Origin of the sequence: Pseudomonas sp. DP-17 (assembly GCF_022380625.1) — a bacterium.
Classification (GTDB): Bacteria; Pseudomonadota; Gammaproteobacteria; order Pseudomonadales; family Pseudomonadaceae; genus Pseudomonas; species Pseudomonas nitroreducens_A.
This window is the reverse complement of the sequence record NZ_JAKSXG010000021.1, coordinates 63,580-86,415: the sequence shown is the minus strand read 5'-3', so window position 1 is coordinate 86,415 and position 22,836 is coordinate 63,580. Positions and strand designations below refer to the sequence as shown.

23 protein-coding genes are annotated in these 22,836 nt (G+C 64.6%); 12 read left to right on the top strand and 11 right to left on the bottom strand.

What is annotated here, in order from left to right:
• From MJ122_RS29540 to MJ122_RS29525, 3 genes are all read right to left on the bottom strand, one after another.
• A partial coding sequence (locus MJ122_RS29540; RefSeq protein WP_239747145.1) for a methyl-accepting chemotaxis protein occupies positions 1 to 1,147 on the bottom strand: 1,147 nt, incomplete at its 3' end.
• A 118-nt stretch (positions 1,148 to 1,265) separates the two neighbouring features.
• The gene (locus MJ122_RS30140) at positions 1,266 to 1,463 is read right to left on the bottom strand and encodes a Flp family type IVb pilin (protein ID WP_088417606.1); all 198 of its coding nucleotides are present in this window, start codon (positions 1,461 to 1,463) and stop codon (positions 1,266 to 1,268) included.
• Positions 1,464 to 1,540: 77 nt separating this feature from the next.
• Positions 1,541 to 1,747, bottom strand: coding sequence for a Flp family type IVb pilin (locus MJ122_RS29525; RefSeq protein WP_088417607.1), 207 nt, complete (start codon positions 1,745 to 1,747; stop codon positions 1,541 to 1,543).
• Between the two features lie 372 nt (positions 1,748 to 2,119).
• Between MJ122_RS29525 and cpaB the strand changes: the two genes are divergently transcribed.
• The 9 genes from cpaB to MJ122_RS29480 all read left to right on the top strand — a co-directional run bounded on the left by cpaB (position 2,120) and on the right by MJ122_RS29480 (position 11,489).
• Positions 2,120 to 3,040: a Flp pilus assembly protein CpaB gene (gene cpaB / locus MJ122_RS29520; RefSeq protein WP_088417608.1), complete on the top strand. Its 921-nt coding sequence runs from the start codon at positions 2,120 to 2,122 to the stop codon at positions 3,038 to 3,040.
• Positions 3,041 to 3,055: 15 nt separating this feature from the next.
• Complete coding sequence (locus MJ122_RS29515) at positions 3,056 to 4,288, top strand: type II and III secretion system protein family protein (protein ID WP_239747144.1); 1,233 nt, start codon at positions 3,056 to 3,058, stop codon at positions 4,286 to 4,288.
• 65 nt (positions 4,289 to 4,353) lie between these two features.
• A complete protein-coding gene (tadZ, locus tag MJ122_RS29510; RefSeq protein WP_017519364.1) occupies positions 4,354 to 5,538 on the top strand; it encodes a type 4b pilus Flp biogenesis protein TadZ in 1,185 nt (394 codons plus the stop codon).
• Positions 5,535 to 6,782, top strand: coding sequence for a type 4b pilus Flp biogenesis ATPase TadA (gene tadA, locus MJ122_RS29505; RefSeq protein WP_088417610.1), 1,248 nt, complete (start codon positions 5,535 to 5,537; stop codon positions 6,780 to 6,782). The genes tadZ and tadA overlap by 4 nt, the downstream gene beginning before the upstream one ends.
• Positions 6,779 to 7,663, top strand: a complete 885-nt coding sequence (locus MJ122_RS29500) for a type II secretion system F family protein (RefSeq protein WP_088417611.1) — start codon at positions 6,779 to 6,781, stop codon at positions 7,661 to 7,663. Before tadA ends, MJ122_RS29500 begins: the two co-directional genes overlap by 4 nt.
• Positions 7,664 to 7,694: 31 nt before the next feature.
• Entirely contained in the window at positions 7,695 to 8,582 is an 888-nt protein-coding gene (locus tag MJ122_RS29495) for a type II secretion system F family protein (protein WP_239747149.1), read from the top strand.
• Entirely contained in the window at positions 8,579 to 9,379 is an 801-nt protein-coding gene (locus tag MJ122_RS29490; RefSeq protein ID WP_239747143.1) for a tetratricopeptide repeat protein, read from the top strand. The genes MJ122_RS29495 and MJ122_RS29490 overlap by 4 nt, the downstream gene beginning before the upstream one ends.
• 19 nt (positions 9,380 to 9,398) lie before the next feature.
• Entirely contained in the window at positions 9,399 to 9,680 is a 282-nt protein-coding gene (locus tag MJ122_RS29485; protein ID WP_239747142.1) for a DUF3613 domain-containing protein, read from the top strand.
• 18 nt (positions 9,681 to 9,698) lie between these two features.
• Positions 9,699 to 11,489, top strand: a complete 1,791-nt coding sequence (locus MJ122_RS29480; protein ID WP_239747141.1) for a pilus assembly protein TadG-related protein — start codon at positions 9,699 to 9,701, stop codon at positions 11,487 to 11,489.
• Positions 11,490 to 11,513: 24 nt separating this feature from the next.
• On the opposite strand, the gene MJ122_RS29475 is transcribed toward MJ122_RS29480, so the two are convergent.
• A complete protein-coding gene (locus MJ122_RS29475) occupies positions 11,514 to 12,347 on the bottom strand; it encodes a response regulator transcription factor (protein ID WP_239747140.1) in 834 nt (277 codons plus the stop codon).
• A 151-nt stretch (positions 12,348 to 12,498) separates the two neighbouring features.
• On the bottom strand, positions 12,499 to 12,978 hold the full coding sequence (locus MJ122_RS29470; protein WP_275590882.1) for a prepilin peptidase: 480 nt from the start codon (positions 12,976 to 12,978) through the stop codon (positions 12,499 to 12,501).
• A 269-nt stretch (positions 12,979 to 13,247) separates the two neighbouring features.
• Here MJ122_RS29470 and MJ122_RS29465 point away from each other — a divergent pair, with 269 nt between their 5' ends.
• The gene (locus tag MJ122_RS29465) at positions 13,248 to 13,718 is read left to right on the top strand and encodes a TadE/TadG family type IV pilus assembly protein (RefSeq protein WP_017519373.1); all 471 of its coding nucleotides are present in this window, start codon (positions 13,248 to 13,250) and stop codon (positions 13,716 to 13,718) included.
• Between the two features lie 8 nt (positions 13,719 to 13,726).
• The gene (locus MJ122_RS29460) at positions 13,727 to 16,507 is read left to right on the top strand and encodes a PAS domain-containing sensor histidine kinase (RefSeq protein WP_239747139.1); all 2,781 of its coding nucleotides are present in this window, start codon (positions 13,727 to 13,729) and stop codon (positions 16,505 to 16,507) included.
• Between the two features lie 60 nt (positions 16,508 to 16,567).
• Here the strand turns inward: MJ122_RS29460 and MJ122_RS29455 are convergent, their stop codons facing one another.
• The 3 genes from MJ122_RS29455 to MJ122_RS29445 all read right to left on the bottom strand — a co-directional run bounded on the left by MJ122_RS29455 (position 16,568) and on the right by MJ122_RS29445 (position 19,843).
• On the bottom strand, positions 16,568 to 18,040 hold the full coding sequence (locus MJ122_RS29455) for an inorganic phosphate transporter (RefSeq protein WP_088417618.1): 1,473 nt from the start codon (positions 18,038 to 18,040) through the stop codon (positions 16,568 to 16,570).
• Between the two features lie 284 nt (positions 18,041 to 18,324).
• Positions 18,325 to 18,612, bottom strand: coding sequence for a hypothetical protein (locus tag MJ122_RS29450; RefSeq protein WP_235154325.1), 288 nt, complete (start codon positions 18,610 to 18,612; stop codon positions 18,325 to 18,327).
• Positions 18,613 to 18,766: 154 nt separating this feature from the next.
• The gene (locus tag MJ122_RS29445) at positions 18,767 to 19,843 is read right to left on the bottom strand and encodes a sigma-54 dependent transcriptional regulator (RefSeq protein ID WP_239747138.1); all 1,077 of its coding nucleotides are present in this window, start codon (positions 19,841 to 19,843) and stop codon (positions 18,767 to 18,769) included.
• 223 nt (positions 19,844 to 20,066) lie between these two features.
• Here MJ122_RS29445 and MJ122_RS29440 point away from each other — a divergent pair, with 223 nt between their 5' ends.
• Positions 20,067 to 20,372 carry a PsiF family protein gene (locus MJ122_RS29440; protein WP_239747137.1) on the top strand — a complete coding sequence of 102 codons (306 nt, stop codon included), beginning with the start codon at positions 20,067 to 20,069 and terminating at the stop codon, positions 20,370 to 20,372.
• Between the two features lie 226 nt (positions 20,373 to 20,598).
• On the opposite strand, the gene MJ122_RS30135 is transcribed toward MJ122_RS29440, so the two are convergent.
• The 3 genes from MJ122_RS30135 to dmeF form a co-directional block, all read right to left on the bottom strand.
• Positions 20,599 to 20,733, bottom strand: a complete 135-nt coding sequence (locus MJ122_RS30135; RefSeq protein WP_017519380.1) for a hypothetical protein — start codon at positions 20,731 to 20,733, stop codon at positions 20,599 to 20,601.
• A gap of 78 nt (positions 20,734 to 20,811) precedes the next feature.
• Positions 20,812 to 21,741 (bottom strand): pseudouridine synthase, encoded by a 930-nt coding sequence (locus MJ122_RS29435; RefSeq protein WP_239747136.1) that lies wholly within the window; start codon positions 21,739 to 21,741, stop codon positions 20,812 to 20,814.
• 97 nt (positions 21,742 to 21,838) lie between these two features.
• A complete protein-coding gene (dmeF, locus tag MJ122_RS29430; protein ID WP_239747135.1) occupies positions 21,839 to 22,831 on the bottom strand; it encodes a CDF family Co(II)/Ni(II) efflux transporter DmeF in 993 nt (330 codons plus the stop codon).
• Positions 22,832 to 22,836 lie beyond the last annotated feature (5 nt).

Below are 22,836 nucleotides of genomic sequence, written 5' to 3'. Positions count from 1 at the left end.
CGTCGGAGTTGCTCATCGAGGAGTTGGAGGCGTTCACCACCAGCTGCGAGACATCATGCAGCTGGCGTGCGGTGGAGGCCACCTCGCGGATGGACTCGTGGATACGCTCGACGAAGCGGTTGAAGGCGTTGGCCAGCACGCCGAACTCATCATTGCTGGCAACCTTCAGGCGCTTGGTCAGATCGCCCTCGCCCTGGGCGATGTCCTGCATGGCGCGGCCCATGTCGGTCAGCGGCGCCATCAGCACGCGGATCAGCATGCCCAGCAGGAGCAGGATGGCGACGATGGCGATGACGGTGGCGATGATGGCGGTATTGCGGAAGTCGCTGAGCATCGCGTAGGCGGAGTCCTTGTTGAGCACCAGCGCGACGTACCAGGCCACGCCCGGCAGGCCTTTCACCGGGGTCATGGAGACCAGCTGGTCTTCGCCATTGACACTGACTTCCTGTACGCCCGGCTGCACCTTGGGTGCGCCCTGCGGGTAGACCTCGCCGAGACTCTTGAAGATCAGGCTGCTGTCGGGGTGCAGGAGAATCTTGCCGGCGTCGCTGACCAGGAAGGCATAGCCGTCGCCGTCGAACTTCAGCGAGTTGATGATCGCCGTGATGGTTTCCAGCTTCATGTCGCCGGCGGCCACACCGACCAACTGACCGTTGCGCATCACCGGCATGGACATGGCGAGGATCTGCTCGTTGGTGCCGGCATCCAGGAAGGGCTCGGTGACGATCAAGCGGCCTGCGGCCACGGCGTCCTTGTACCAGCCGCGGCTGCGCGGGTCATAGCCGTCGGGCATCGGTGCATAGGGACGCATGGTGAACACGCCGCTGGCGGCCTCACCCAGATACACCGATTCGAAGTTCTTCTGGAACACCTGTTGCTCCAGCACATGCTGGATGCGCTCGGGTGTCGACTCGCCATCGGCCAGTTGCGCAGCTTCTGCTTCCACCAGCTGGATGCGACCTTCCAGCCAGCTCTGGATGTTGCTGGCAGTCAGCGTGCCGACCTCGGAAAGATAGGATTCGGTGTCGGAGTGGATCGCCTCGCGCTGGCGCAGATCGTTGAAGAAGATGAAACAGGCGAAGGCAAAGGTGACCACGAGAGAGGCAGCCAGGAGAATCTTCCTGGAGAAGGACAGCGAACGAAGCATCGGTAAAGCATCCTGCTGTGAAACGGGGTTGAGCAGGATGTATCGGCCGTCCGGTGCGGGACTTTAGTGCACGGGCAGAACCGGGGGCGGTATTTTACCGCCCCCGCTCTTAAGTGAGTTACAGGCCCAGCGCTGTCTGCACCTGGGCCATGAGCGCACCGACCTTGGTGCCGATCGGGCTGGCCGCCGTCAACAGGGCGATGGAGATCAGCCCGGCGATCACGGCATATTCGATGGCAGTCGCGCCTTCGCGGTCAGCCAGGAAAGTGCGGAGTTGTTTGCAGAGACGTTTCACCGAGTCTGTCTTGCGTTCCATGTGCGGGCCCTCCGGCCAACGGACAGCGACAGGTTCGGAGCCGTGTTCGGGCTCCGCGAACGCTTCGAATCAGCAACTCAGGCGCCGATGGCGGTCTTGATTGCCGTCATCAGGCTACCGATCTTGGTTCCGATTGGCGTGGCTGCGGCGAGCAGCGCGATGGAGATGAGGCCTGCGATGACCGCATATTCGATGGCGGTGGCGCCTTCGCGATCACGGATGAAATTTTTTAGTTTGCCGAAGAAACTCTGCGGAAGTTGTTTTATTGCGGTCTTTTTTTCCATGGCCGTAGCTCCGTGCACACCCGAGTACAAACAGGGCGGGTGCCCTGACTTCACCGTCAGGCTAGGCGCAGCAGGGCCGAATGCAATTGTGCAAATGGCGTTAATACCAAAGTTATAATTCTCTCGACATATAAATAATTGCGGGGCGGAAATTTAATTCGCGTGGTTGACGCTCTAAACACAGCTACTAGATTCAGATTTGCAACAACTAAATATCGATTATGAGGAATGATTCTTATCGAACTTCCTCACTTGGCCGAAACAACAACAAAGGTCTGAACGAAGTCGTCGGCGACGCTGTTGACCGAAGTTCATACGAAAAGGCCGTGGACCCTTTGGTCCGCATTCCCGAGATCGCCCAAGGATGTGGTCATGAATAGCAAGGTGCTGATGGTATTCGCCGGGCTGTTGCTGGTGTGCGCCGGTGTGGTGGGGTATCTCGGACTCAAGGTCGGCAAGCCGGCCGCACCGGTTGACGGCGTGGTGCAGGAGGTGGCACCGGCAGCAATGGCCGAGGCCGACAAGCTGCAACGCACCGCTGTGGTGGTGGCCGCCCGCGACCTGCCGGCCCTGAAGGTGATTGGCAAGGACGATGTCAGCGTGGAGATGCTGCGTACGGCCCCCGCTGGCAGCTATCCCAAGCCCGAGGCGTTGATCGGCCAGCGTGTCTGGATCGCCGTGCCGGCGGGCAATATCCTCACTTCCGCCGTGACCGAGCCGGGCGGCCCGCTGGCCCGGACCATCCGGCCGGACGAGCGCGCCATGGCGATTGCCGTGGACGAGGTCATCGGTGGCGGCGGTTTCGTGCTCCCCGGCGACTACGTCGACGTCATGCTCTTTGTCCAGGACCAGCAAAGCACCGAGCGTAGCCTCAGCGCCCAGGTGGTGCTGCCCGGTGTGCGGGTGCTGACCTACGGTGAGCAGATCGCCGTTGCCACCGACGGCCAGGCACGCAATGCCGGTGACCCCAAGGACAAGACACCCAGACCGCCGCGCACTGCCGTGCTGGCGGTGCCCGCCGAAGCCGCTTCGCGCCTGATGCTGGCCAGCCAGGCCGGGTCCCTGCGCCTGGCTGTGCGCAGCAAGGACGAGAACCTCTACGAGAAGGAGCAGCAGGGCCGCTATATCCAGGCCTCGCTCGGTGGCGCTTCCAGCCAGCCGATCACCCTCGAGCAACTTATCGGCAAGCCGCGTCAGGCCCAGGCGCCCGCCGTGCGACAGGTCTCGGCCCCGCAGGTCGACGCTGGCGTGGTGGTCTACCGCGGCACCACCGTTTCCCGTGAAGCACATTGAGCAAGGAGTGCATCGATGTCCAAGCGCTTCATCCTTCCCCTGGTCGCCTTGCTGACCTGCGCCATCCACTCCGCGGCGCAGGCCGTGCCGAGCGCCTGCGCCGGCTTCGCTGATCAGCAACTGAACCTCGATGTCGAGCAGGGCGCCCAACGCGACCAGCAGCTGCCCGTGCCGATCAAGCGCCTGGCCATCGGCGACCCGAACATCGCCGACGTGCAGGTGCTGGACAAGCGCGACTTCCTTGTCACCGGCAAGGCCGAGGGATTGACCAGCCTGCTGATCTGGACCGCCTGCAGCGATCAGCCGATGCGTACGGTGGTGCGCGTGGGCGCACGGGCGGTGGGCGATGTCGGCGGAATCACCGGCGTCGGCGCTGGCAGCCTGCCCAACCAGGTGCAGACCGATATCCGCTTCGTCGAAGTCAGCCGTAGCAAGCTCAAACAGGCCAGTACATCGCTGGTGCGGCGGGGTTCCAATACCTTCGTGCTGGGCTCGCCGGGTAGCCTGGGCAACCTGAGCGTCGATCCCGTCGGCAATCTGGATGGCACCTTCGGCAACTCCAACGGCGGCTTCAACATCATCTGGGGCGGTGGCAGCAGCAAGTGGCTGGGCTTCATCAACGCCCTGGAAGGCAGTGGGTTCGCATACACCCTGGCGCGCCCCAGTCTGGTGGCTACCAGTGGGCAGACTGCGTCGTTCCTGGCCGGTGGCGAGTTCCCGATTCCGGTTCCCAATGGCGACAACGACACCATCACCATCGAGTACAAGGAATTCGGCGTGCGCCTGACCCTGACCCCGACCGTGATGAATGACAAGCGCATCGCCCTGAAGGTCGCCCCGGAAGTCAGTGAGCTGGACTTCTCCAGCGGCATCCGTACCAACGACATCGCCGTGCCGGCGCTGACCGTGCGGCGCACCGACACCAGCGTGATGCTGGCCGACGGCGAGAGCTTCGTGATCAGCGGGCTGATCAGCAGCAGCACCATCAGCAACATCGACAAGTTCCCTTTCCTGGGCAGCATCCCGGTGATCGGCGCGCTGTTCCGCTCCTCGAACCTGGACAAGGACGACCGCGAACTGCTGATGATCGTTACCCCGCACCTGGTGCAACCGCTGGCCGTCAATGCCGCGCTGCCGAAGCTGCCTGGCGAAGGGCTGCGCGACTACGACCCAGGTTTTGGCGAGTTCTATTTCCTCGAGGACGGCCGTTTCGACAAGCGCAAGGCCAGCAGCGGGATGTCGCGCTGATGGATACCTACGAAGCGCTGACCCGCCAGAGAGCGGGAGGCAAGGCAAAGCAAGGGAGCACGGGCATGAGTCAGACTTTCGTGGCGCTGGTCCAGCATGCCGGTGAGCAGGAGTGGCTGCAGAGCAGCCTGGCCGGCTGCGGGCAGGTAGTCCTGGCCAACAGCGGGACCCTGGAGGAACTGCTGTCGCTGCTGGACGTCACCGGTGCTACGGTGCTGTTCACCAGCCTGAACAAGGCCAACCTGGTCTCCCAGGGCTCGCTCATCGAGGGGCTGGTTTCCGCGCGGCCGCTGCTTTCGGTCGTCGCCGTCGGCGATGGTCTGGACAATCAGCTGGTGCTGGCTGCCATGCGCGCTGGCGCGCGGGACTTCGTCACCTACGGCGCTCGCGCCAGTGAGCTGAGCGGGTTGGTACGACGCCTCGGCGGTCGCCTGCCCACGGTACCGGTGAGCGCCACCCAGCAGGGCGAGCTGATCAGCCTGATCAGTGCGCGACCCGATGCCGACGGCGCTTTCGTCGCCCTGCACCTGGCGCTGGCGCTGCAACGCCAGCCGGAGCACCGCGTGCTGCTGGTGGATATCGGCCAGCCCACCGGTGAAGCGCTTGCCATTCTCGGCATGGACCCGGCCTTCACCTTCGCCGATGCGCTGCGCAACCTGCGCCGGTTGGACCAGACCCTGATCGACAGCGCCTTCACCCGCCACGAATCCGGCTTGCGCGTGCTCAGCCTGTCGGACGAACCCGGCGTGCTGGAACGCATCACCACCGCCGAGCTGTATCTGTTGCTGGGCAACCTGCGCAGCGCCTTCACGCATATCCTGATCAACCTTACCGGCATCGCCGAGGGTGAGCTCAGCGGCCAATTGCTGATGCAGGCCAGCCGCGTGCTTTGGCTGGTGGATCAGAGCGTGCCGTCCTGCAAGAAGGGGCTGGAACGTCTGCGCCGCCTGCGCGAGCGCACTCCCTCGCTACCGCGCATCGAACTGCTGATCGAGCGCTACTGGGCCTCGGTGCCACCGGATGCCCCGGCGCTGGGCAAGATGTTCGGCCTGGAACTCTTCGGCGTATTGCCGGCCTCGCCCGAAGCGCGGCTGCGCGCCAAGAACGTCGGCCAGAGCCTCTTTGACCTCGCCCCGCGCGACCCACTGACGCTGAAGCTGCGTGACCTGGCCGAGGCGCTGGGCGCGGGCGTGGCCGAAAAACGCGGGCTGTTCGGCTGGATCGGCCGGGCGAAGGCCGCTCGTTCATGAGCCAGCACTACGGCGGCGGTCACGGCCGTCACGACCAGGACCTGCAGACGCTGAAGATGCGCCTGCACCGCTACATCATCGACGAGATCGACGAAGACGGCATGAACCTGCTGGAGGGCGCGCGGCCGGCGGTGGCGCAGTACGTCTCCGAGAAGGTCTGCGAATACGCTTCGCGCCGCCAGCTGGCGATCTCCCGCTACGAACTGGACCGCCTCGCCGAAGAGGTGGTGGATGAGCTGACCGGCTTCGGTCCGCTGGAAATTCTCCTGCGCGACCCGGGTATCTCGGAAATTCTGGTCAATGGACCGGACCGGGTGTTCATCGAGCACGAAGGCCGGCTGTACCAGAGCGACCTGCGTTTCATCGACGACCACCATGTGCAGCGGGTGATCCAGCGCATCCTCGCGCCCCTGGGCCGGCGCCTGGACGAGTCCAGCCCGATGGTGGACGCGCGCCTTCCCGACGGCAGCCGGGTCAATGCGATCATCCCGCCGGTAGCGCTGGACGGTCCCTGCCTGTCGATCCGCAAATTCAGCAAGGAGCTGCTCAAGAGCGCCGACCTGCTCGGCTACCAGAGCGTCGACGAAGCCATGCTGGCGTTCCTTCGCCAGGCGGTGGCGAGCCGCTGCAACATCCTCATCAGCGGCGGCACCGGCACCGGCAAGACCACCTTGCTCAACGTCATGAGCAGCTTCATCGACGAGCGCGAGCGCATCGTCACCATCGAAGACACCGCCGAGCTGCAGCTGGGTCATGACCATGTGGTGCGCCTGGAAACGCGCCCGCCGAATGCCGAGGGCTTCGGCGAAGTCACCGCCCGCGACCTGATCCGCAACGCCCTGCGGATGCGCCCGGACCGCATCATCCTCGGCGAGATCCGTGGCGTCGAAGTGCTCGACGTATTGCAGGCGATGAACACCGGCCACGATGGCTCGATGAGTACCGTGCACGCCAACTCGGCGATGGATTCGCTGCTGCGCCTGGAGATGCTGGTGGGGCTCACCGGCCAGCGCGTACCGGAGCAGACCCTGCGGCAGATGCTCTGCTCGGCGCTGGACATCATCGTGCAGATCACCCGCCTGTCCAATGGCCGCCGCTGCGTCAGCGAGATCCTCGAGGTGCTGGAGGTGCGTGACGGTGTCTACGTCACCAATTCGCTGTTCAGTCTCGACCGGCGCGGCACCGGGCAATTTGTCCGCACTGCGCAACCGAGCGGGCTGAAGTTCCGTCAGGTGCTCCTATGACCAGCGCAGCGCTGTTGATACTCGTAAGCCTGGGCCTGGCTCTGTTCGGCATAGTGCTCAGCGGCATGAGCGTGCGGGCGCGACACAACGAGCAGGTGATGCGGCGCCTCAGCGGTGAGCCGCTGGCCAGCAGTAGCCGCGTCCGCAGCAGCCACTGGCTGGCGCGGCGCATGCGCCGCGCCGGTATCGCCGACATGCGCCATTGGCTCCTCGGCGCTGGAGTGGTCGCCGTACTGCTGGCCCTGCTGGGGCAGCGCGTGGCCGGGCCGACCGGTGCGCTGTGCGGTGTGAGCCTGGCAGGGCTGGTGTTCCACGTACTGCTCAACGTGCTCTACCAGCGCCGGCTGCAGAAGATGATCCGGCAGATGCCGAACTTCCTCGATCAGGTGGTCCGCAGCCTGCACTCCGGCCGCACCCTGGGAGACTCCATCACACAGGCGGTCAGTACTGCCGATGACCCGCTTCGGGAAATCTTTTCGCTGGTGAACAACCATGTGCTGCTGGGCATCAGTCTGCCCGAGGCACTGCAGGAGGTTGCCGAGCTCTACGACGTCGAAGAGCTGCACGTGTTCTCCCTGGGCGTGGCGGTGAATCATCGCTACGGAGGCAACACCACCGACCTGCTGGAAAACATCATCAAGGTCATTCACGAGCGGGAAAAGCTCAGCCGGCAGCTGCGCGCAATGACCGGCGAGACTCGCCTGAGCGCATTCATCCTGGCAGTGCTGCCAGTCAGCCTGGGGGTCTACATCCTCTTCACCAACCCGGGCTACCTGATGAACATGTGGATGGATACCGGCGGCCGCTGGATGCTGCTGACGTCTCTCGGGCTGCAGGTGCTGGGGTGCTACACGCTCTGGCGCATGCTCAAGAGCATATGAGGAGGCTGCCATGCCCGTTCTCTATGGACTGATGGTCCTGATGCTGGTGCTCGCGGCAACTCTTCTGGCTTTCTCGCAGAGCCGCATGGCGGGGCGTGAGCAGCGTCTGATCGAGCAGCGTCTGGGCGGCGAGCCTCTGGCGCGTCCGGGCAGCAGTCGGGTGTCCGACCTTGTGGAGCGGGTGAGTGGCAGCGGGCTGGGCAAACGCCTGCACCTGCGCGACGAGGAAGTCCGCGTCCTGCTGAACCAGGCCGGCTGGAGCGGCGGCACGCCGCGCAGCCTCTATCTGATGTCTCTGATCTTCTGTCCCGTGCTGCTGATGGGGATAGTCCTCATCTATCAGGCGATGCCCGGCACCGCCGCCTCGTCGCCAGTGATACCGCTGCTCTTCGCCGCGGGTATCGGCTTTCTGCTGCCCAAGCGTGTTCTGGCATATTTCGCCGAAAAGCGCCGTCTGCGCCTGGCCGGAGAAGTGATTCTGTTCATCCAACTGATCCGCATCCTGTTCGACTCCGGCCTGACCGTGGAGCAGAGCCTGCGCGTGGTCTGCCGGGAGGGGCCGAGCATAGTCCCCGTCCTGTCCTCGGAACTGGAGAATGTGCTGGCGCACACCGACAACGGCCTGGACCTCGCCGACGAGTTGGACCAGCTGAGCCGCCGCCTGCTGGTGAGCGAACTGACCGACTGCTGCAACGTGCTGCGCCAGATGGTGCGTCAGGGGGGCAGTGCGCGCAGCTCGTTGCTGACCCTCAAGCAATTGTTCGAGGACCGCCGCCTGACTGGCCTGCAGGAAAAGGTCAGCAAGCTGTCGGCGAAGATGAGCCTGGTGATGATGCTGCTGCTGTTCCCGGCACTGCTGATCATCCTGGCCGGGCCCGGTTTCCTCGCGATCACCAAGGCCATGGGGGGAATAGGATGAGAAACGCGTATTTGATCGGCCTGCTGGGGCTGGCCCTGGGTGGCTGCGCCAACCTCGAAACCCTGGGGGGCGGGCCGAGCGTCGGGCAGAACTGCAACGAAAAGCTCGGCCAGTCGGTGGAGCTGCAACTCAACCTGGCCCGCGAGATGCTCGACAACGGTCGCGCCCATGCGGCCCTGGCCAACCTGGAAACCCTGCCGCCCAACTCGCTGGAAGTGCGCGAAAGCAAGGCACTGGCCCTGCGGCGGATCGGCGATCCCAAGGCGCGGATCGTTTACGAAGGCCTGCTGGGCAGTTGCAAGGCCGCCGAAGCTCATCACGGCCTGGGGCAGATCGCCATGCGCGGCGGCAATACCGTGGAGGCGGAGCGCGAGCTGCGGGAGGCGGCGCGGCTGCAGCCCACCGACAGCGCCCTGCGCAACGACCTGGGCTACGTCCTGCTGCGGCGAGGCGAGCTGGAAAAGGCGCGCTTCGAGTTCATCACCGCCATGGAGCTGAACGAGCACGACAAGCTGCCGGCCACCAACCTGCTCAGCGTCATGCTCATCCAGGGCGAAAGCAGCGAGGCCAGCCGGCTGATCCAGAGCGTCGGGTTGTCCTCGGATCAGGTCCGCGCGGCCCAGGACCAGGCTCGGGACCTGCGTCCGGCCAGCCCGCCGATTCCGTCCAGCCAGCCGGCGGTCGAGGTGGAAAGCGTCAGCTATGTGGACGACCCGGTTGAGGACTCGCCCCCGGCGCTGGTGAATTCGACACCGGCAGTCGCGCGTGACGCCAAGCTGCTGGTCAAGGCCCGCTGAGACGGGCAGGGAGGGAAGCATGAAGACATGGATTCTGGCCGGCGCGCTGCTGGCGATGCCGGTGCTGGGCCAGGCAGTGGAGACCACCCAAACCGAAGCTGGCACCACCGCTCGTGACCAGCAGGAGGTGCTGACCTGGCTGGATCTACAGAGCAGCGGCAAGGCTGCCTCGCCCAACCGGCAGAGCGCCACGCCGGCCGAGCGCGACCGCGCCTACCAACGCTACCTGAAGAGCTATACCCACGAGATTCCCGAGTACCTGCTCGACGACAACAACGGCTTCAGCACAGACAAGAACTGATCCTTTCTGGAGGCTGCCATGGGACGTGAACGGCAGCGAGGCGCGATCGGCGTCATGGCGGCGGGAACGCTGCTGCTGGCGCTGATCTGCCTGGCATTGGTGATCGACACCGGGCGGCTGTACTTCGAACAACGCAAGCTGCAGCGCGTGGCGGACATGGCGGCACTGGAAGCGGCCACCCAGGGCGGCATGTGCGGCTCCCAGCTGGCCGGCGACATTCAGGGTTTCGTCACCTCCAGCGCGGCGAAGAACGGCTTCGTGCCCGGCACCGGCGACACCTTGACGGGCACGCTGGGGAGCGTCAGTTTCGATGCCACCTACGGCGGCGCCGAGTCGCGGCGGGTGTTCAGCGTGGGCGGTGAGCTGGCCGATTCCGTGCGCGTGCAGGCCACCCATAGCGTGCCTTCCAGTCTGGTGCTCAACGTCGCCAGCCTGTTCAGCGGCGCTTCGACCACCGCGGTGCTCAGCGCCCAGGCCGTGGCCCGGCGCCCGGCGCTGGCCGGGATATCTGCCGGCAGCGGGCTGCTGAGCCTGGATTCGAGCAACTCGCCCTTGCTCAATGCGCTGCTCGGCGGCTTGCTGGGTACCTCTCTCAACCTGGACGTGGTGACCTACCAGGGTATCGCCGGGGCCAACGTTTCGCTGCTCGCACTCAGTCAGCAACTCAAGGCGGCCGGGGTGGACCTGGAACTGGGCAAGATCGACAGCCTGCTGGGCGCCAACGTCACCGCCGCGCAATTACTACAGGCCATGCTCAACGCCGCGGATTCCTCACAGTTGGCCGGGGTGAACACGGCGCTGCTGCGCACCGCGCTGGCGACCATCAACGTGCCGACGGCGCAGCTGACCCTGGGGCAAATCCTCAGCGTGGTGGCACCGGACAGCGTGCGCGATACGGCGCTCAGTGCCGGGGTCAATATGCTCGACCTGTTGATGGCCACGGCGCTGGTGGCGAACAAGAGCCATGCCGTGACGGTACCCGCGCAGACTTTGAATATTCCCGGCCTGCTGAGCCAGACGCTCAGACTGACTATTATTTCGCCGCCGCAGATTGCCATCGGCTACCCCGGCAAGAACAGCAATGGTTCCTGGCGGACGCAGGCTACTTCGACCCAGGTGAGCCTGGACGCAAAGGTGGGTGTCGACCTGCTCAACCTGGGGCTGGTCAAGGCTGATATTGACCTCAAGGTGGATATCGCCAAGGGTACAGCTGCGCTGAATACCATCCAGTGTGGCGGCGTGGGAAAACCGGTGACAGTGACCGTCGCCGCCGCGCCAGGGCTGGCGAGCCTCACGCTGAACGCTGACGTCGATCTCCTTGCGGGTACTGGTCCCAATTCAGGGACCAGCAACTTCCAGACTGTGAGCATTTCCAACGGCACTCAAGGCACGCAGTTCGCCGCGGGAGGAGAGCAATCCCTGACGTTCAACGTGGCGAGTCCTGCCGATCTACCCAGCCCGGTTCAGCGGGTGCAGAGTCCTTTGGGGGCATCGCTGGCCAGCGGGGTTGCCAGCCTGGCGCAGAACCTGAAGATCAATCTCAACCCCATCCCGAGCCTGACTTGCGATCTGCCTTTGGTGGGTTGGCTACTGTGTCCATTGGGAAAATTGGTCAACGGCGTATCCAATACCCTGATTAACTCGATTCCCGGAGTTCAGAACCTGCTGACAGGCGCTCTGGCGAGTGTGGTGAATCTGCTGGCAACCAGCCTGATCGATCCGCTGCTCAAGCTTCTGGGCATCCAGACCGGCATTCTCGACGTGCGCCTTATCGACCTCCAGACCGGCGGCGCGGAGCTGCTGATCTGAAGGTGTCCGATGCGCTGCCGGGGATCAGTGCACTGCGCTGCTCTGGGTTGCGCTGGGCGAGATGGCGAGGGCGAGCTGGGTGCGGTTGTGCATGTGCATCAGCCGCAGCACCTGGGAAACATAGAGCTTCACGGTGTTTTCGGTGATGCCCAGGTCGTAGGCGATCTGGTAGTTGGTCAGCCCCTTGCTCACCAGGCGCGCCACCGCCTGCTGGCGCGGCGAGAGCTTGTTGAACAGCGGATTGTTCACCACCGGCGTCATCTGCTCGGCGTTGCTCGGCGCGGTGCTGGCCGAGGGTTCCGGCTGCTCCTGCTTGAGCGCGCTGCTGCCGGCCGGTTGGCCGCCGCCGTGGACCTCGTACTTGATCTTGTGGATATCCCGCGAGATCGAGTTGAGCGATTCGGCAAGGTATTCCAGGCGCTGGTTCACGTGGCTCAGGCTGAGCTGGCTGCGGATGCGTTCGTGCAGACGGCTTTCCAGGCGCTCCAGCCCCTTGAGCAGGTCCATCGGCGCCACCGGCTTCTGGTAGTAATCGGCGACACCCACGCGCATGGCCTCGATCACTTCCTGGCTGCCTTGCTGGCCGGTCAGGATGATGGTTTCGAAGAAACGGGCCGACCCCGCCACTTCCTTGAGCGCCTCCACCACACGAATGCCGTTGTCGCGTCCCAGGCCCAGGTCGCAGATCACCAGGCCGATCGACGCTTCCTCGCGGAATTTCTGCAGGGCGCTGTCCTTGCTGTCGCTGATCACGCAACGGTAGCCGCTGCTCTCCAGCAGTTCCGACAACTCCGAAGTCACCTGGGGTTCGTCATCGATGACCAGGACGCTGAAACGGCGATTGGCCGTTTTATCCATGACTGCACGCTCCTTGAAAAGGCACTATCCATTGTTTTTATCGTCCGGCCGTTCAATTACCGTAGCCGGATCGTCCCATCAGGCGATGGATGGTATTAACCCTTAGCATATAGTCGTTAAGTTTGGACTCTGCCAATTGTCGGAATCCTTTTTATTGGATGAGCGAGAGGGTCGTCAGAAGACCGGCAAACAGCGCGAAGATGAAGGGAAAGGACTTGAACTTTGACGGTTGCAGTCGTGCTAATTGCGATTTGCAATTAGCCGGTACTTTATCCGAATCAATCCAAAGTTTGCTGGCAAACATCAGCACCACAGAGAACAGGCAGGCCAGCGCCAGGGTGTACAGCACCGTCAGCGGATCGCTGGCCAAGCCGAGGGCGACCAGCAGTTTCACGTCGGCCGCGCCCAGCTTCCCCAGCCAGTAACCCGGCACGCTGAGCAGCGCCGCCAGTAGCGCGGCGACCCCTGCAGCCAGCGGCGTAGAGCCCGTCAGCGTATGGCCGGTGAACAGCAGCAAGAGCAGGGCGATCAGCCCACCCCCCAGGGTAAGCCAGTTGCTGACCCGCAGCCGCGTGAGGTCCTGGAAGGCGCAGACAGCGAACCAGCCAAGCAGGAAGAGTTTGAACAGCATCGAATGTCCTTATCCCGAAACCGCGTCTTCAAAGCCGGCAAGTGGAGTTTTAAGGTATCTGGGAGTGGAACGCTATATTGCATTTGAGGCCAAGTTAAATCGACTTTGGCTCGTAACGCTATTCCCATGTCATACGGGCGAATCCCGCAAGAGCGCCTAGTATTGCTCGGTAGTAGTCGTTATCCGGCGGCCAGTATCTTCAGTAAAGTTTTGCCGTGCCGATAAGCTGAACGATCATTCAAGTTTCAAGTTGCCTGGGAGTATTGCGCATGAACGGAGTCGGCGGGCGCGGCAAGCAGAGAGGCGCGGTAGCTATCGAGTTCGCCGGCGTATTCATCCTGTTTTTCGCTGTTCTCTACGGCCTGCTCGGATATTGCGTGCCGTTGCTGATGCTTCAATCGTTCAACGATGCGGCAGCGGCAGGTGCCAGAGTGGCGGTTTCGGTGAACCCCCAGGCGCCGGGAGGCTATAACGCCGCGCTCAAGGCCGCGGTGGACAGCGCCGTGACCCAGCGCTTGAGTTGGATGCCAGTGAGCTGGCGCAACGGCTGCTATGGCGGGCAGTTCATGGACACGCCCACCACCGAATCGGTCTCAGGCCGTGACTACACGCGCGTGCGCGTGTGCGTCAGCTATCCCTATTCCACCTCGCCGATAGTCCCGTTGCTGACGTTGCCCGGGATTGGCACGGTGCCGCGCCTGCCCGACGTGCTCAGCGGCACCGCCAGCGTCCTGCTCTGAGGCATTGGATGTTCGATTTCTGGCGTTCCAGGCCTCGCGCCCTGCATGAGTCGAGCGACCAGCCTGCGCCAAATCGACCGTTGGCGGCACGCCGGCGCCCGGCGCTGCCCGCGGAAGAACTGGCGGAACCCGTGGTGACCGGCCATTGGGACCTTTGGCTGGAGCTGGATAGCCGCGACCGCATCATCGCCCGAGGTGGCAGCCAGGCCCACCGGTTGCTGCCACCCATGCCTGGCAATGGCGAGCTGCCAGGGTTGGCGGATTACCTGGATCGCCGCGTGCCCGGTGGCATGCATGTGTCCAGCCTGCGCGGCGGCGAGCGGCTCGACCTGGTGCTGCGCAGCACCGGCGACCTGCCCCTGGTATGCCGCTTCCAGGCCGTGCTGCAGGCCAATGAGCACTGCCTGCTGCTTGGGACCGACATCTCCGACCTGAACTGGCAGTCCGACAGCCAGCAGCACAAGTTGCAATGCCTGAACCTCAGCAAGCTGCTGCTGGCCCGCCTGCGCCATAGCTCCCAGCGCCGCCTGGGCGAGGCAGTCGGTGAAGTGCTGGAGGCATTCTGCAGCAACTTCCACATGCGCAGCATGGCCCTGCTGCTGGAAGGACAGGACCAGCGCCTGCGGATATTCGCCTGCTACGTGCAGCCCGGCTTCGACAGCCTGCTGCGGGAAAACCTGGCGGTACCTGCTGACGAGTTGCGTTCGGCCAGTGGTGCGCGGCTGCTGGGGGCGGATAACAGCCCCTCGGAGCTGCTCCACTCGCTGTGCTGCGAGCACCTCTACCTGATTCCGGCGCCCGTAAGAGGCGGTCGGCTGGCCGGGCTGGTGGCCGAACCGATGGAGTCGGGCGGCGGCTGGCCGGGGTTGGCGCCGAGCGACTGGCAGTACCTGGCAGAAATCCTCACCAACCTCGTGCACGAGCGCACCGAGCTGCACAGCCTGCGCGACAGCAGCCGGCGCCTGAGCCTGCTGCAGGACATGGTCGGCGGCGGCTGGTGGCGGCTGCGGGTGGACGAGGGCGTGTTCGAACTGTCGCCGGCGGTCGCCGCGAGTCTAGGCCTGCCGGCAGGGCAACTGCAGCTGGCGCTGGCGGACCTGCTGAACCAACTGCATCCGGCCGATGCCGACGAACTCAGCCTGCGTCTGCGCAACCTGCAACCGGGCGGGCAACTGGTCCAGGATCTGCGCCTGCGCGGCGCAGCCTCCACCCAGACGCGCCGCTGGCTGCGCCTGCAGGGCCGGCGCCAGGCCCGGGCCGGCGATCAGTTGATGGACGGCGTGCTGCTGGATATCAGCGAGGGCAAGCTGCAGGAGGAGCAGGCCCTGGCCGCCCACGCCCGGCTGCGCAACCTGATCGACAGCGCGCCGGTGGTCATCTACGTGCAGCGGGTGGAAGAGGGGCACCTGATTCCCGAGTTCTACAGCGAGAGCGCCGGCAACCTGCTCGGTCTCGACCTGCAGGGACAGAGCTGGCAGGCGCTGGCCGAGCGGGTGCACCCCGAGGATCTGGAGACCTTCCTTGATCGTGGCCGCGAACTGCTGCGCGAAGGCCGCGTGCGCACCGAATACCGCCTGCGCGACAGCGCCGGCGAATGGCACTGGCTGTACGACGAAGCGAAGCTGCTGCGTGACATCCAGGGCATACCGCAGGAGGCCGTCGGCCTCTGGCTCGACGTCACCGAGCAGCACCTCGCCGCACTGCAGATCGCCGAGAGCGAGGAACGCTACCGCGTGCTGGTGGAAGACTCGCCAGCGCTGATCTGCCGCTATGACCCGGACCTGCAGCTGACCTTCATCAACCACACCTTCGCCCAGGTGTTGGGCGAGCCGGTAGACAAGCTGCTCGGCCGGCGGCTCGACGAGTGGCTGTCGGAGCAGGACTGCAGCGCCTTGCGTGCCCGCCTGGTGGGCGGCGGCCAGAGCGCGGCGGATGACTCCTGGGAGCTGCGCTTCTGCCTGCCTGGCCAGCGCAACCTCTGGCTGATCTGGTCCGACCGGCCGTTGCTGGATGGCGAGGGGCGGCTACAGGAAATCCAGGCCGTGGGCCGCGACAACACCGCCGTGCGCCACGCCCAGCAGCAACTGGCCCAGGGCGCGAAAATGGCCAGCCTGGGCGAGATGGTCAGCGGCATGGCTCACGAGATGAAGCAGCCCCTGCACGTCATGCGCATGTCCCTCTACAACGCCCGGCAGAAGTTGGGGGAGCCTGAATACCTGAAGGAAAAACTGGAGCGCGCCGACGCGCAGATCGACCGGCTGTCGCGGGTCATCAGCCACATGGGGGTGTTCAGCCGCAAGTCGGAACTGGAGGCGGCGCCCTTCGATCCTTACGACGCCTGTGAAGGCGCCATTGCCCTGCTGGGCGAAAGCCTGACCCAGCAGGGCATCACCCTGGAATGCCGACCACCCGCCCAGCGGGTAGTGGTGCGCGGGTATGCCGATCAACTGGAACAGGTGCTGATCAACCTCCTGGCCAACGCCCGCGACGCGCTGCTCGGACGCGGCGGGGAGGGCGCGCGCTGGGTGGGGGTATCCCAGGAGCCCTGCGCGGATCCTGGCTGGGTGGAACTGCATGTGCGCGACAACGCAGGCGGTATCGACCCGGCGGTGATCGAGCGCATCTTCGAGGCCTTCTTCACCACCAAGCCCATCGGTAAGGGTACGGGCCTGGGGCTCTCGGTGAGCCACGACCTGATCCGCAACATGGGCGGCAGCCTGTCTGTGGATAACTTCAAGGGCGGCGCGCGTTTCGTCATCCGCCTGCCAGGGCAGTCCGTCAATCTTTGACGGGCCTGAAATGAAAAACGCCTGCGCAGGCAGGCGTTTTTCGCGGCGCGCGGCCGGACGTCAGCCGATGAAGCGCGAGGACAGCCAGAACAGACCGGCGGACAGCGCGATCGACACGGGCAGGGTCAGCACCCAGGCCATGAGGATGTTGCGGATCGTGCTGCCCTGCAGGCCGCTGCGGTTCGCCACCATGGTGCCCGCCACGCCCGAGGACAGCACGTGGGTCGTGGAGACCGGCAGGCTGTAGATATTGGCCATGCCGATGGCGGCGGTTGCGGTGAGCTGGGCGGCGATGCCCTGGGCATAGGTCATGCCCTGCTTGCCGATCTTCTCGCCGACGGTGAGCACCACGCGCTTCCAGCCGACCATGGTGCCGATGCCCAGGGCCAGGGCCACCGCGATGATCACCCAGAAGGGCGCGTATTCGGTGGTGCTGGTCAGGTCCTTGCGCAGCTTCTCCAGGTCCGCCTTCTCGCGGGAGGGCAGCTCGGACAGCTTGCCGACCTTCTTCGCGGTGTCGTCCAGGCACAGCAGGTAGCGGCGTACCTGCACGCGTTCGTCGTCGTTCAGGTCGGTGTAGCTGGCCACGCCGTGCAGGTCGCCGAGCAAGCCCTTGAGGGTCGCCTCGGTCTGCTTCGGCTCGCAGCGGTACAGGTCCGGCAGGTCCGCGTCGCCAGCCTTGCCCAGGGCGAGCATCTCGCCGAGGGTATCGGAGTGGCGGTTGTAGAACTGCTGCAGGTGGATGGCCGCGTCGCGGGTGCGCTCGATCTGATAGGTAGTACTGTTCAGGTCGAGAACGAACTTGGCCGGGACGATGCCGATCAGCACCAGCATGATCAGGCCGATGCCTTTCTGGCCGTCGTTGGAGCCGTGCACGAAACTCACGGTCATGGCCGAGATCACCAGCACCAGGCGGTTCCAGAACGGCGGGTGCTTCTTCTCGTCGACGTCGCGGCGGGTCTCCGGAGTCTTGTGCATCTTCGACAGCGGATACAGCCACTTCAGGCCGATCAGCAAGGCCCCGGCGACGAGGAAGCCGGCCAGTGGCGAGAAGATCAGCGACAGGCCGATGTCGATGGCCTTGCCCCAGTTGATCCCGTCGGCCACCGGTACGCCGGTGATCAGGGCATTGGCCAGGCCCACGCCGAGGATCGAGCCTATCAGCGTGTGCGAGCTGGAAGCCGGGATGCCGAAGTACCAGGTGCCAAGGTTCCAGGTGATGGCCGCGGCGAGCAGCGAGAACACCATGGCCAGACCGTGGCCGGTGTTCACGTTGATCAGCAGCTCCACCGGCAGCAGGTGGACGATGGCGTAGGCGACGCCGACGCCACCGAGCAACACGCCGAGGAAGTTGAAGATGCCGGAGAGGATCACCGCGCGGTACGGGGACATGGCCTTGGTGTAGATGACCGTGGCCACCGCATTGGCGGTGTCGTGGAAGCCGTTGATGAACTCGAAGGCCAAGACGAATGCGAGTGCCAGCACCAGGCTGACACCCACCCAGACATCGAGGCCGCTGAAGAGATCGAACATGAAAATTCTATGACCGGTCGGAGACGGGGCGGCGATTATGCCAGAAGCTTGGAGCACCGTATTTAGCCTGAAACGGTTTCTCCAATTTGCGCGACGCCTCGTCGCACGGCGCTTTCAGGCAGGGTGGAAAAAGTTTGCAATGCTTCCACACGGGCCGCCGGCCCATCGGATGAATGTTTGCAGGCCAACGGGCGGGCCCCCCACGGAGCGCCGCGCGCCCATCGCCTCGAGACTTCCCACAGCAGATCCGGGGGAGTCCTTCAGCCTGGGGCCGTCCCTGCGATTTAAACGGAAGCGGCTTCCTGATCCTTTTTCAGTCGTTCTTCTTCGATTCTTTCCAGTTCCCGGTCGAAGGCCTTGTCCTGCACGCTGGGACGCTTGCGCCAGGGTTTCTTGCCGGGTTCGGGCTGAGCGGCGTAAAGGGTCACTTCGCCGCCCTGTTCATCCTTGAAGCGTTGCTCCTGGCGCTCCAGTTCCGCGCGCAGTTCGTCTTTGGTCACGATCAATCCTGACAAATGAAGCTGATGACTAGTAAGCAGATGATGACGCGCCGCTTCGCGGGCGACCGACATCACGCCTGGATGTCGCCTGGAAGTGTAGACGCTCAGCTTGCACTGGCGCGGCGGCGGTAAAAACGGCGCGGATTATAACCTTTCGTGGGGGTAGACCGCGCGAGGACCGCCGACGGACGGCTTCAGCCTACTGCTGGTGCGGGCTGGAATGACCTCAGCCGGTGCGGCCGAGGTTCAGTTCGCCGATCTTTTCCAGGCGTGCGCGGACGATGTTGCGGCTGATGCCCAACAGACGGCCGGTCTGCAGTTGGTTGCCGTGGCAGTAGTGATAGGCGGTGCGGAACAGCACCTCCTCGACGTGCTCGTAGAGGTCGGGCTTGTTGCTTTCGAACAGCTCCAGCAGTGCCTGCTCCAGGGTGGCCTCGACGCGCGGAGCGAGGGCGTGGGGAAATGCCTCGTGGCGCAGCGAGTCGTGGCGCGGCGCCGAGGGCAGCTCGGCCAGTTGCAGATCGCCCGGCTGCACCTGCTGGTTGCGGCAGACCAGCAGGGCGTGGTGAATGGCGTTTTCCAGCTCGCGGATGTTGCCCGGCCAGGCGTGGCCCAGCAGCTTGCGCTCGGCCTCGGGGCTTAGCGAGGCGCGGTTGTAGCCCAGGCGCTGGCAGTGCTCCTCGAGGAAGAATTCGGCCAGCGGCAGGATGTCACCGGGGCGCTCGCGCAACGGCGGCAGGCGGATGGTGGCGACGTGCAGGCGGTAGAACAGGTCCTCGCGGAAGTGCCCGGCCACCACGGCATCGGCCAGATTGACGTTGGTCGCGGCGACCACCCGTACGTTGATCGGCACCGGCGTACGCGAGCCGAGGCGCACGACTTCGCGCTCCTGCAGCACGCGCAGCAGTTTCACCTGCATGTTCAACGGCAGATCGCCGATTTCGTCGAGGAACAGCGTGCCGCCGTTGGCCGACTCGAACCAGCCGGCCTTGCTGCTGGTGGCGCCGGTGTAGGCGCCTTTCTCGTGGCCGAACAGTTCGCTCTCCACCAGCGTCTCGGAGAAGGCCCCGCAGTTCACCGCCACGAAGGGCGCGCCGCTGCGGCGGCTGAGCTTGTGGATATGTCGCGCGACCAGCTCCTTGCCAGTGCCGGTTTCGCCGATGATCAGCGCGTTGGCCTCACTGGGCGCCAGGCGCTCGATACGGTTGAGCAGCTCCTGCGAGCGCGGGTCCTTGAACACCAGCACCGTGGCGCGGACCGATTTGGTTTGCTCGCGGGCATTGGGAAGGGTCAACAGCGACATGGCAGTTTCCTGGCGTACCGAATGAGTGGCAGCGCCATACTGCGGTATTTTTTATATTTCAAAAAATTATCAATTAGAATTTATATATAACTTTTTATTTTGAAACGTTGGGGCGAGCATCACGGGGTTTGCGCCAAGCGAACCGCCAACACGCTACAGGCCTCGCGAATGCTGGGCTGCGAGCTACGCTCAGAGTGGCAATTCCATCCTGGGAGACCACTCCATGACCACCGTTCGGATTCCGCTGCTCGCCCTCGCTCTGCTTTTCTCGGCGCAAGGCTTCGCCGCCACCGCCGCGCAGACCGCGCAGCAGGAGAAGATGAAAACCTGCAACGCCGACGCCACCACCAAGGCGCTCAAGGGGGACGAACGCAAAGCGTTCATGAGCACTTGCCTGAAGGCCGGCAGTGATACCAAGGCGATGACGCCGCAGCAGGAAAAGATGAAGTCCTGCAACGCCGATGCGACCCAGAAGGCGCTCAAGGGCGATGAACGCAAGGCGTTCATGAGCACCTGTCTGAAAAAGTGAGGATGGAGCGCGGCAGGGCCGCGCTGACACGAAAAGGGCAGCCGTGGCTGCCCTTTTTCTTGTTGGACGGTTCGCGGGCAAGCTTGCTCCTGCGACATGCAAGCGGGCTTGCCCGCGAACGGTATGAGCCCTTACAACCCGGAAAAAACCAGCCAGGCCGCGGCCATGGCGTAGAGGACGATCACCGCATCCATGCGCAGCGCAGGCGGGAGTCGCCGCACGAGGTTCATTTCTTTGCCACCGCGGACCAGAAGCCCTGGGCATTGCGGAAGGGCTGGCGGGCCATCTGTTCGGGACGGGTGATGCCATCGGCACGCAGGGCGTTGACGAGGGCGGAAAAGGACTTGGCGCTGTAGCTCATGTTCGGCTCCCGATGCTTTCTCTCCTTGGGGTGGAGCTATGAAAACACCGGGGCCACCATCGACGGAAATGGATCGGCTTAAGGGTGACCATCGATGAAATTGATGGAAGGCCAGGACAGCTCAAGCTGGCTCCTGAAATGTCGCGCCTCGCCCGTGACCGGGTCGATGAACGCCAGTTGCCGGGCCAGCAACTTCAGCGGCTTGGCGAAATCTTCCGGCGGCCGCTCACCGCGCGGCGGCAGCGTCGGATAGAGCGGGTCGAAGCACAGCGCCGCGCCCAGGCCGGACATGTGCACGCGCAACTGGTGACGCTTGCCGGAGACCGGGTGCAATCCATAGCGCCACAGACTGCCGCGCTGCTCGAGCACCTCGATATGTGTTTCGCTGTTGGGCTCGCCTTCCACCTCCTGCATGCGGATGAACGGGTCGCCCTCGACCATCCGCGAGCGATGCACCAGGGGGAATTGCAATTGCGGCAGCGCCGGGGCGATGGCCTCGTACAGCTTGTCTATACGCCGCTCGCGGAACAGCGCCTGGTAGGCATCGCGGTTGGCCGGATCGGCGGAGAACAGCACCAGCCCGGCGGTGAGCCGGTCGATGCGGTGCAGCGGCACCAGCAGCGGATTGTCCAGGCGCCTGGTGAGACGGGCCAGGAGGGTTTCCTCCACATACTGGCCCGCGGGCGTCACCGGCAGGAAGTGCGGCTTGTCCGCCACCACCAGGTGATCGTCGGCATACAGGATGCTTTCCTGGAAGGGGATCGGCGCTTCCAGCGGCACTTCGCGGAAGTAATGGATGCGCAGGGCTTCGCGATACGGGTGCGCGGGGCCGATGGGCTGGCCGTCGTTGTCCAGCACCTTGCCGCGCGCCATGCGGTCCAGCCAGGTGTCGCGGCTGATCGCCGGGAAACGCGCGCACAGGCAATCGAGCACCGTCGTCCAGGGGCCGGCGGGCAGGTGCAGGATACTGGCGCGTTGCTGGGCGGTGGAGAAGCGGGAGCTGGACATGCGGGCAGGCGACCGGGTTCGACAGGTTGCGCATTAGGCCGCAGCGGCGTGGCGGCCGTCAAAGCCGCACGACTTCCGGTCTTTCAACCGGTCGTTGTCAGGCGGGGACCGGGTTGATCTCCACCGTGATATGCGCCAGTTCTTCATGGACCTGCAGGCGCTGGCGCACCAGCTCGGGTGTCAGCTCGCCGCTGCTGGCGAGGCTGAGGATGCAGGCGTAGCGCGACTTGCCCACACGCCACAGGTGCAGGTCGGTGATGCGCGCCGGAGCGGGCAGCTCGGCGACCACCTCGCGGATTTCCTCCACCACCGGGTCGTTCATCTCCGCGTCGAGGAGCACCCGGCCGCTCTGCTTGAGCAGGCCGACCGACCATGCGGCCACCAGCACCGCGCCGACCATGCCCATCAGCGGGTCGAGCCAGGCAGCGCCCCAGATCAGGCCGCCGATCAGGGCGATGATCGCCGCCACCGAAGTGGCGGCGTCGGCGAGGACATGCAGGTAGGCGGCGCGCAGGTTCAGGTCGTGGCCATGATCGTGACCATGATGGTCATGGTCATGGTCATGGTCGTGGTGATGGTCGTGACCATGATGGTGGTCATGGTCATGGTCATGGTCATGGCCATGGTGATGAGGCTCGCCGCGCAGCAGCCAGGCGCAGGCCAGATTCACCAGCAGGCCGATGACCGCGATGGCGATGGCCTGCTGGTAATGGATAGGCGAAGGGGAGAGCAGTCGTGCGACAGACTCGAACATCATCAGCGCCGCCACGCCCAGCAGCAGGATGGCGCTGGTGTAGCTGGCGAGAATCTCGATCTTGAAGGTACCGAAGGCGAAGCGCGCGTCGCCCTTGTAGCGCCGCGCCGCCACGTAGGCGAAGAATGCCAGCCCCAGCGCCAGGGCGTGGGAGCTCATGTGCCAGCCGTCGGCCAGCAGCGCCATGGAGTTGAAGATCCAGCCGCCGGCGATCTCCACCACCATCATCACGACGGTCAGCAGCGCGGCGCGCAAGGTGTTGCGCTCGGCCAGGGGGTTGCCTTCGTGGAACTGGTGGTCGTGGCGACCGTCTTGCGGGTGGGCGGCGAGCTGCATGATGA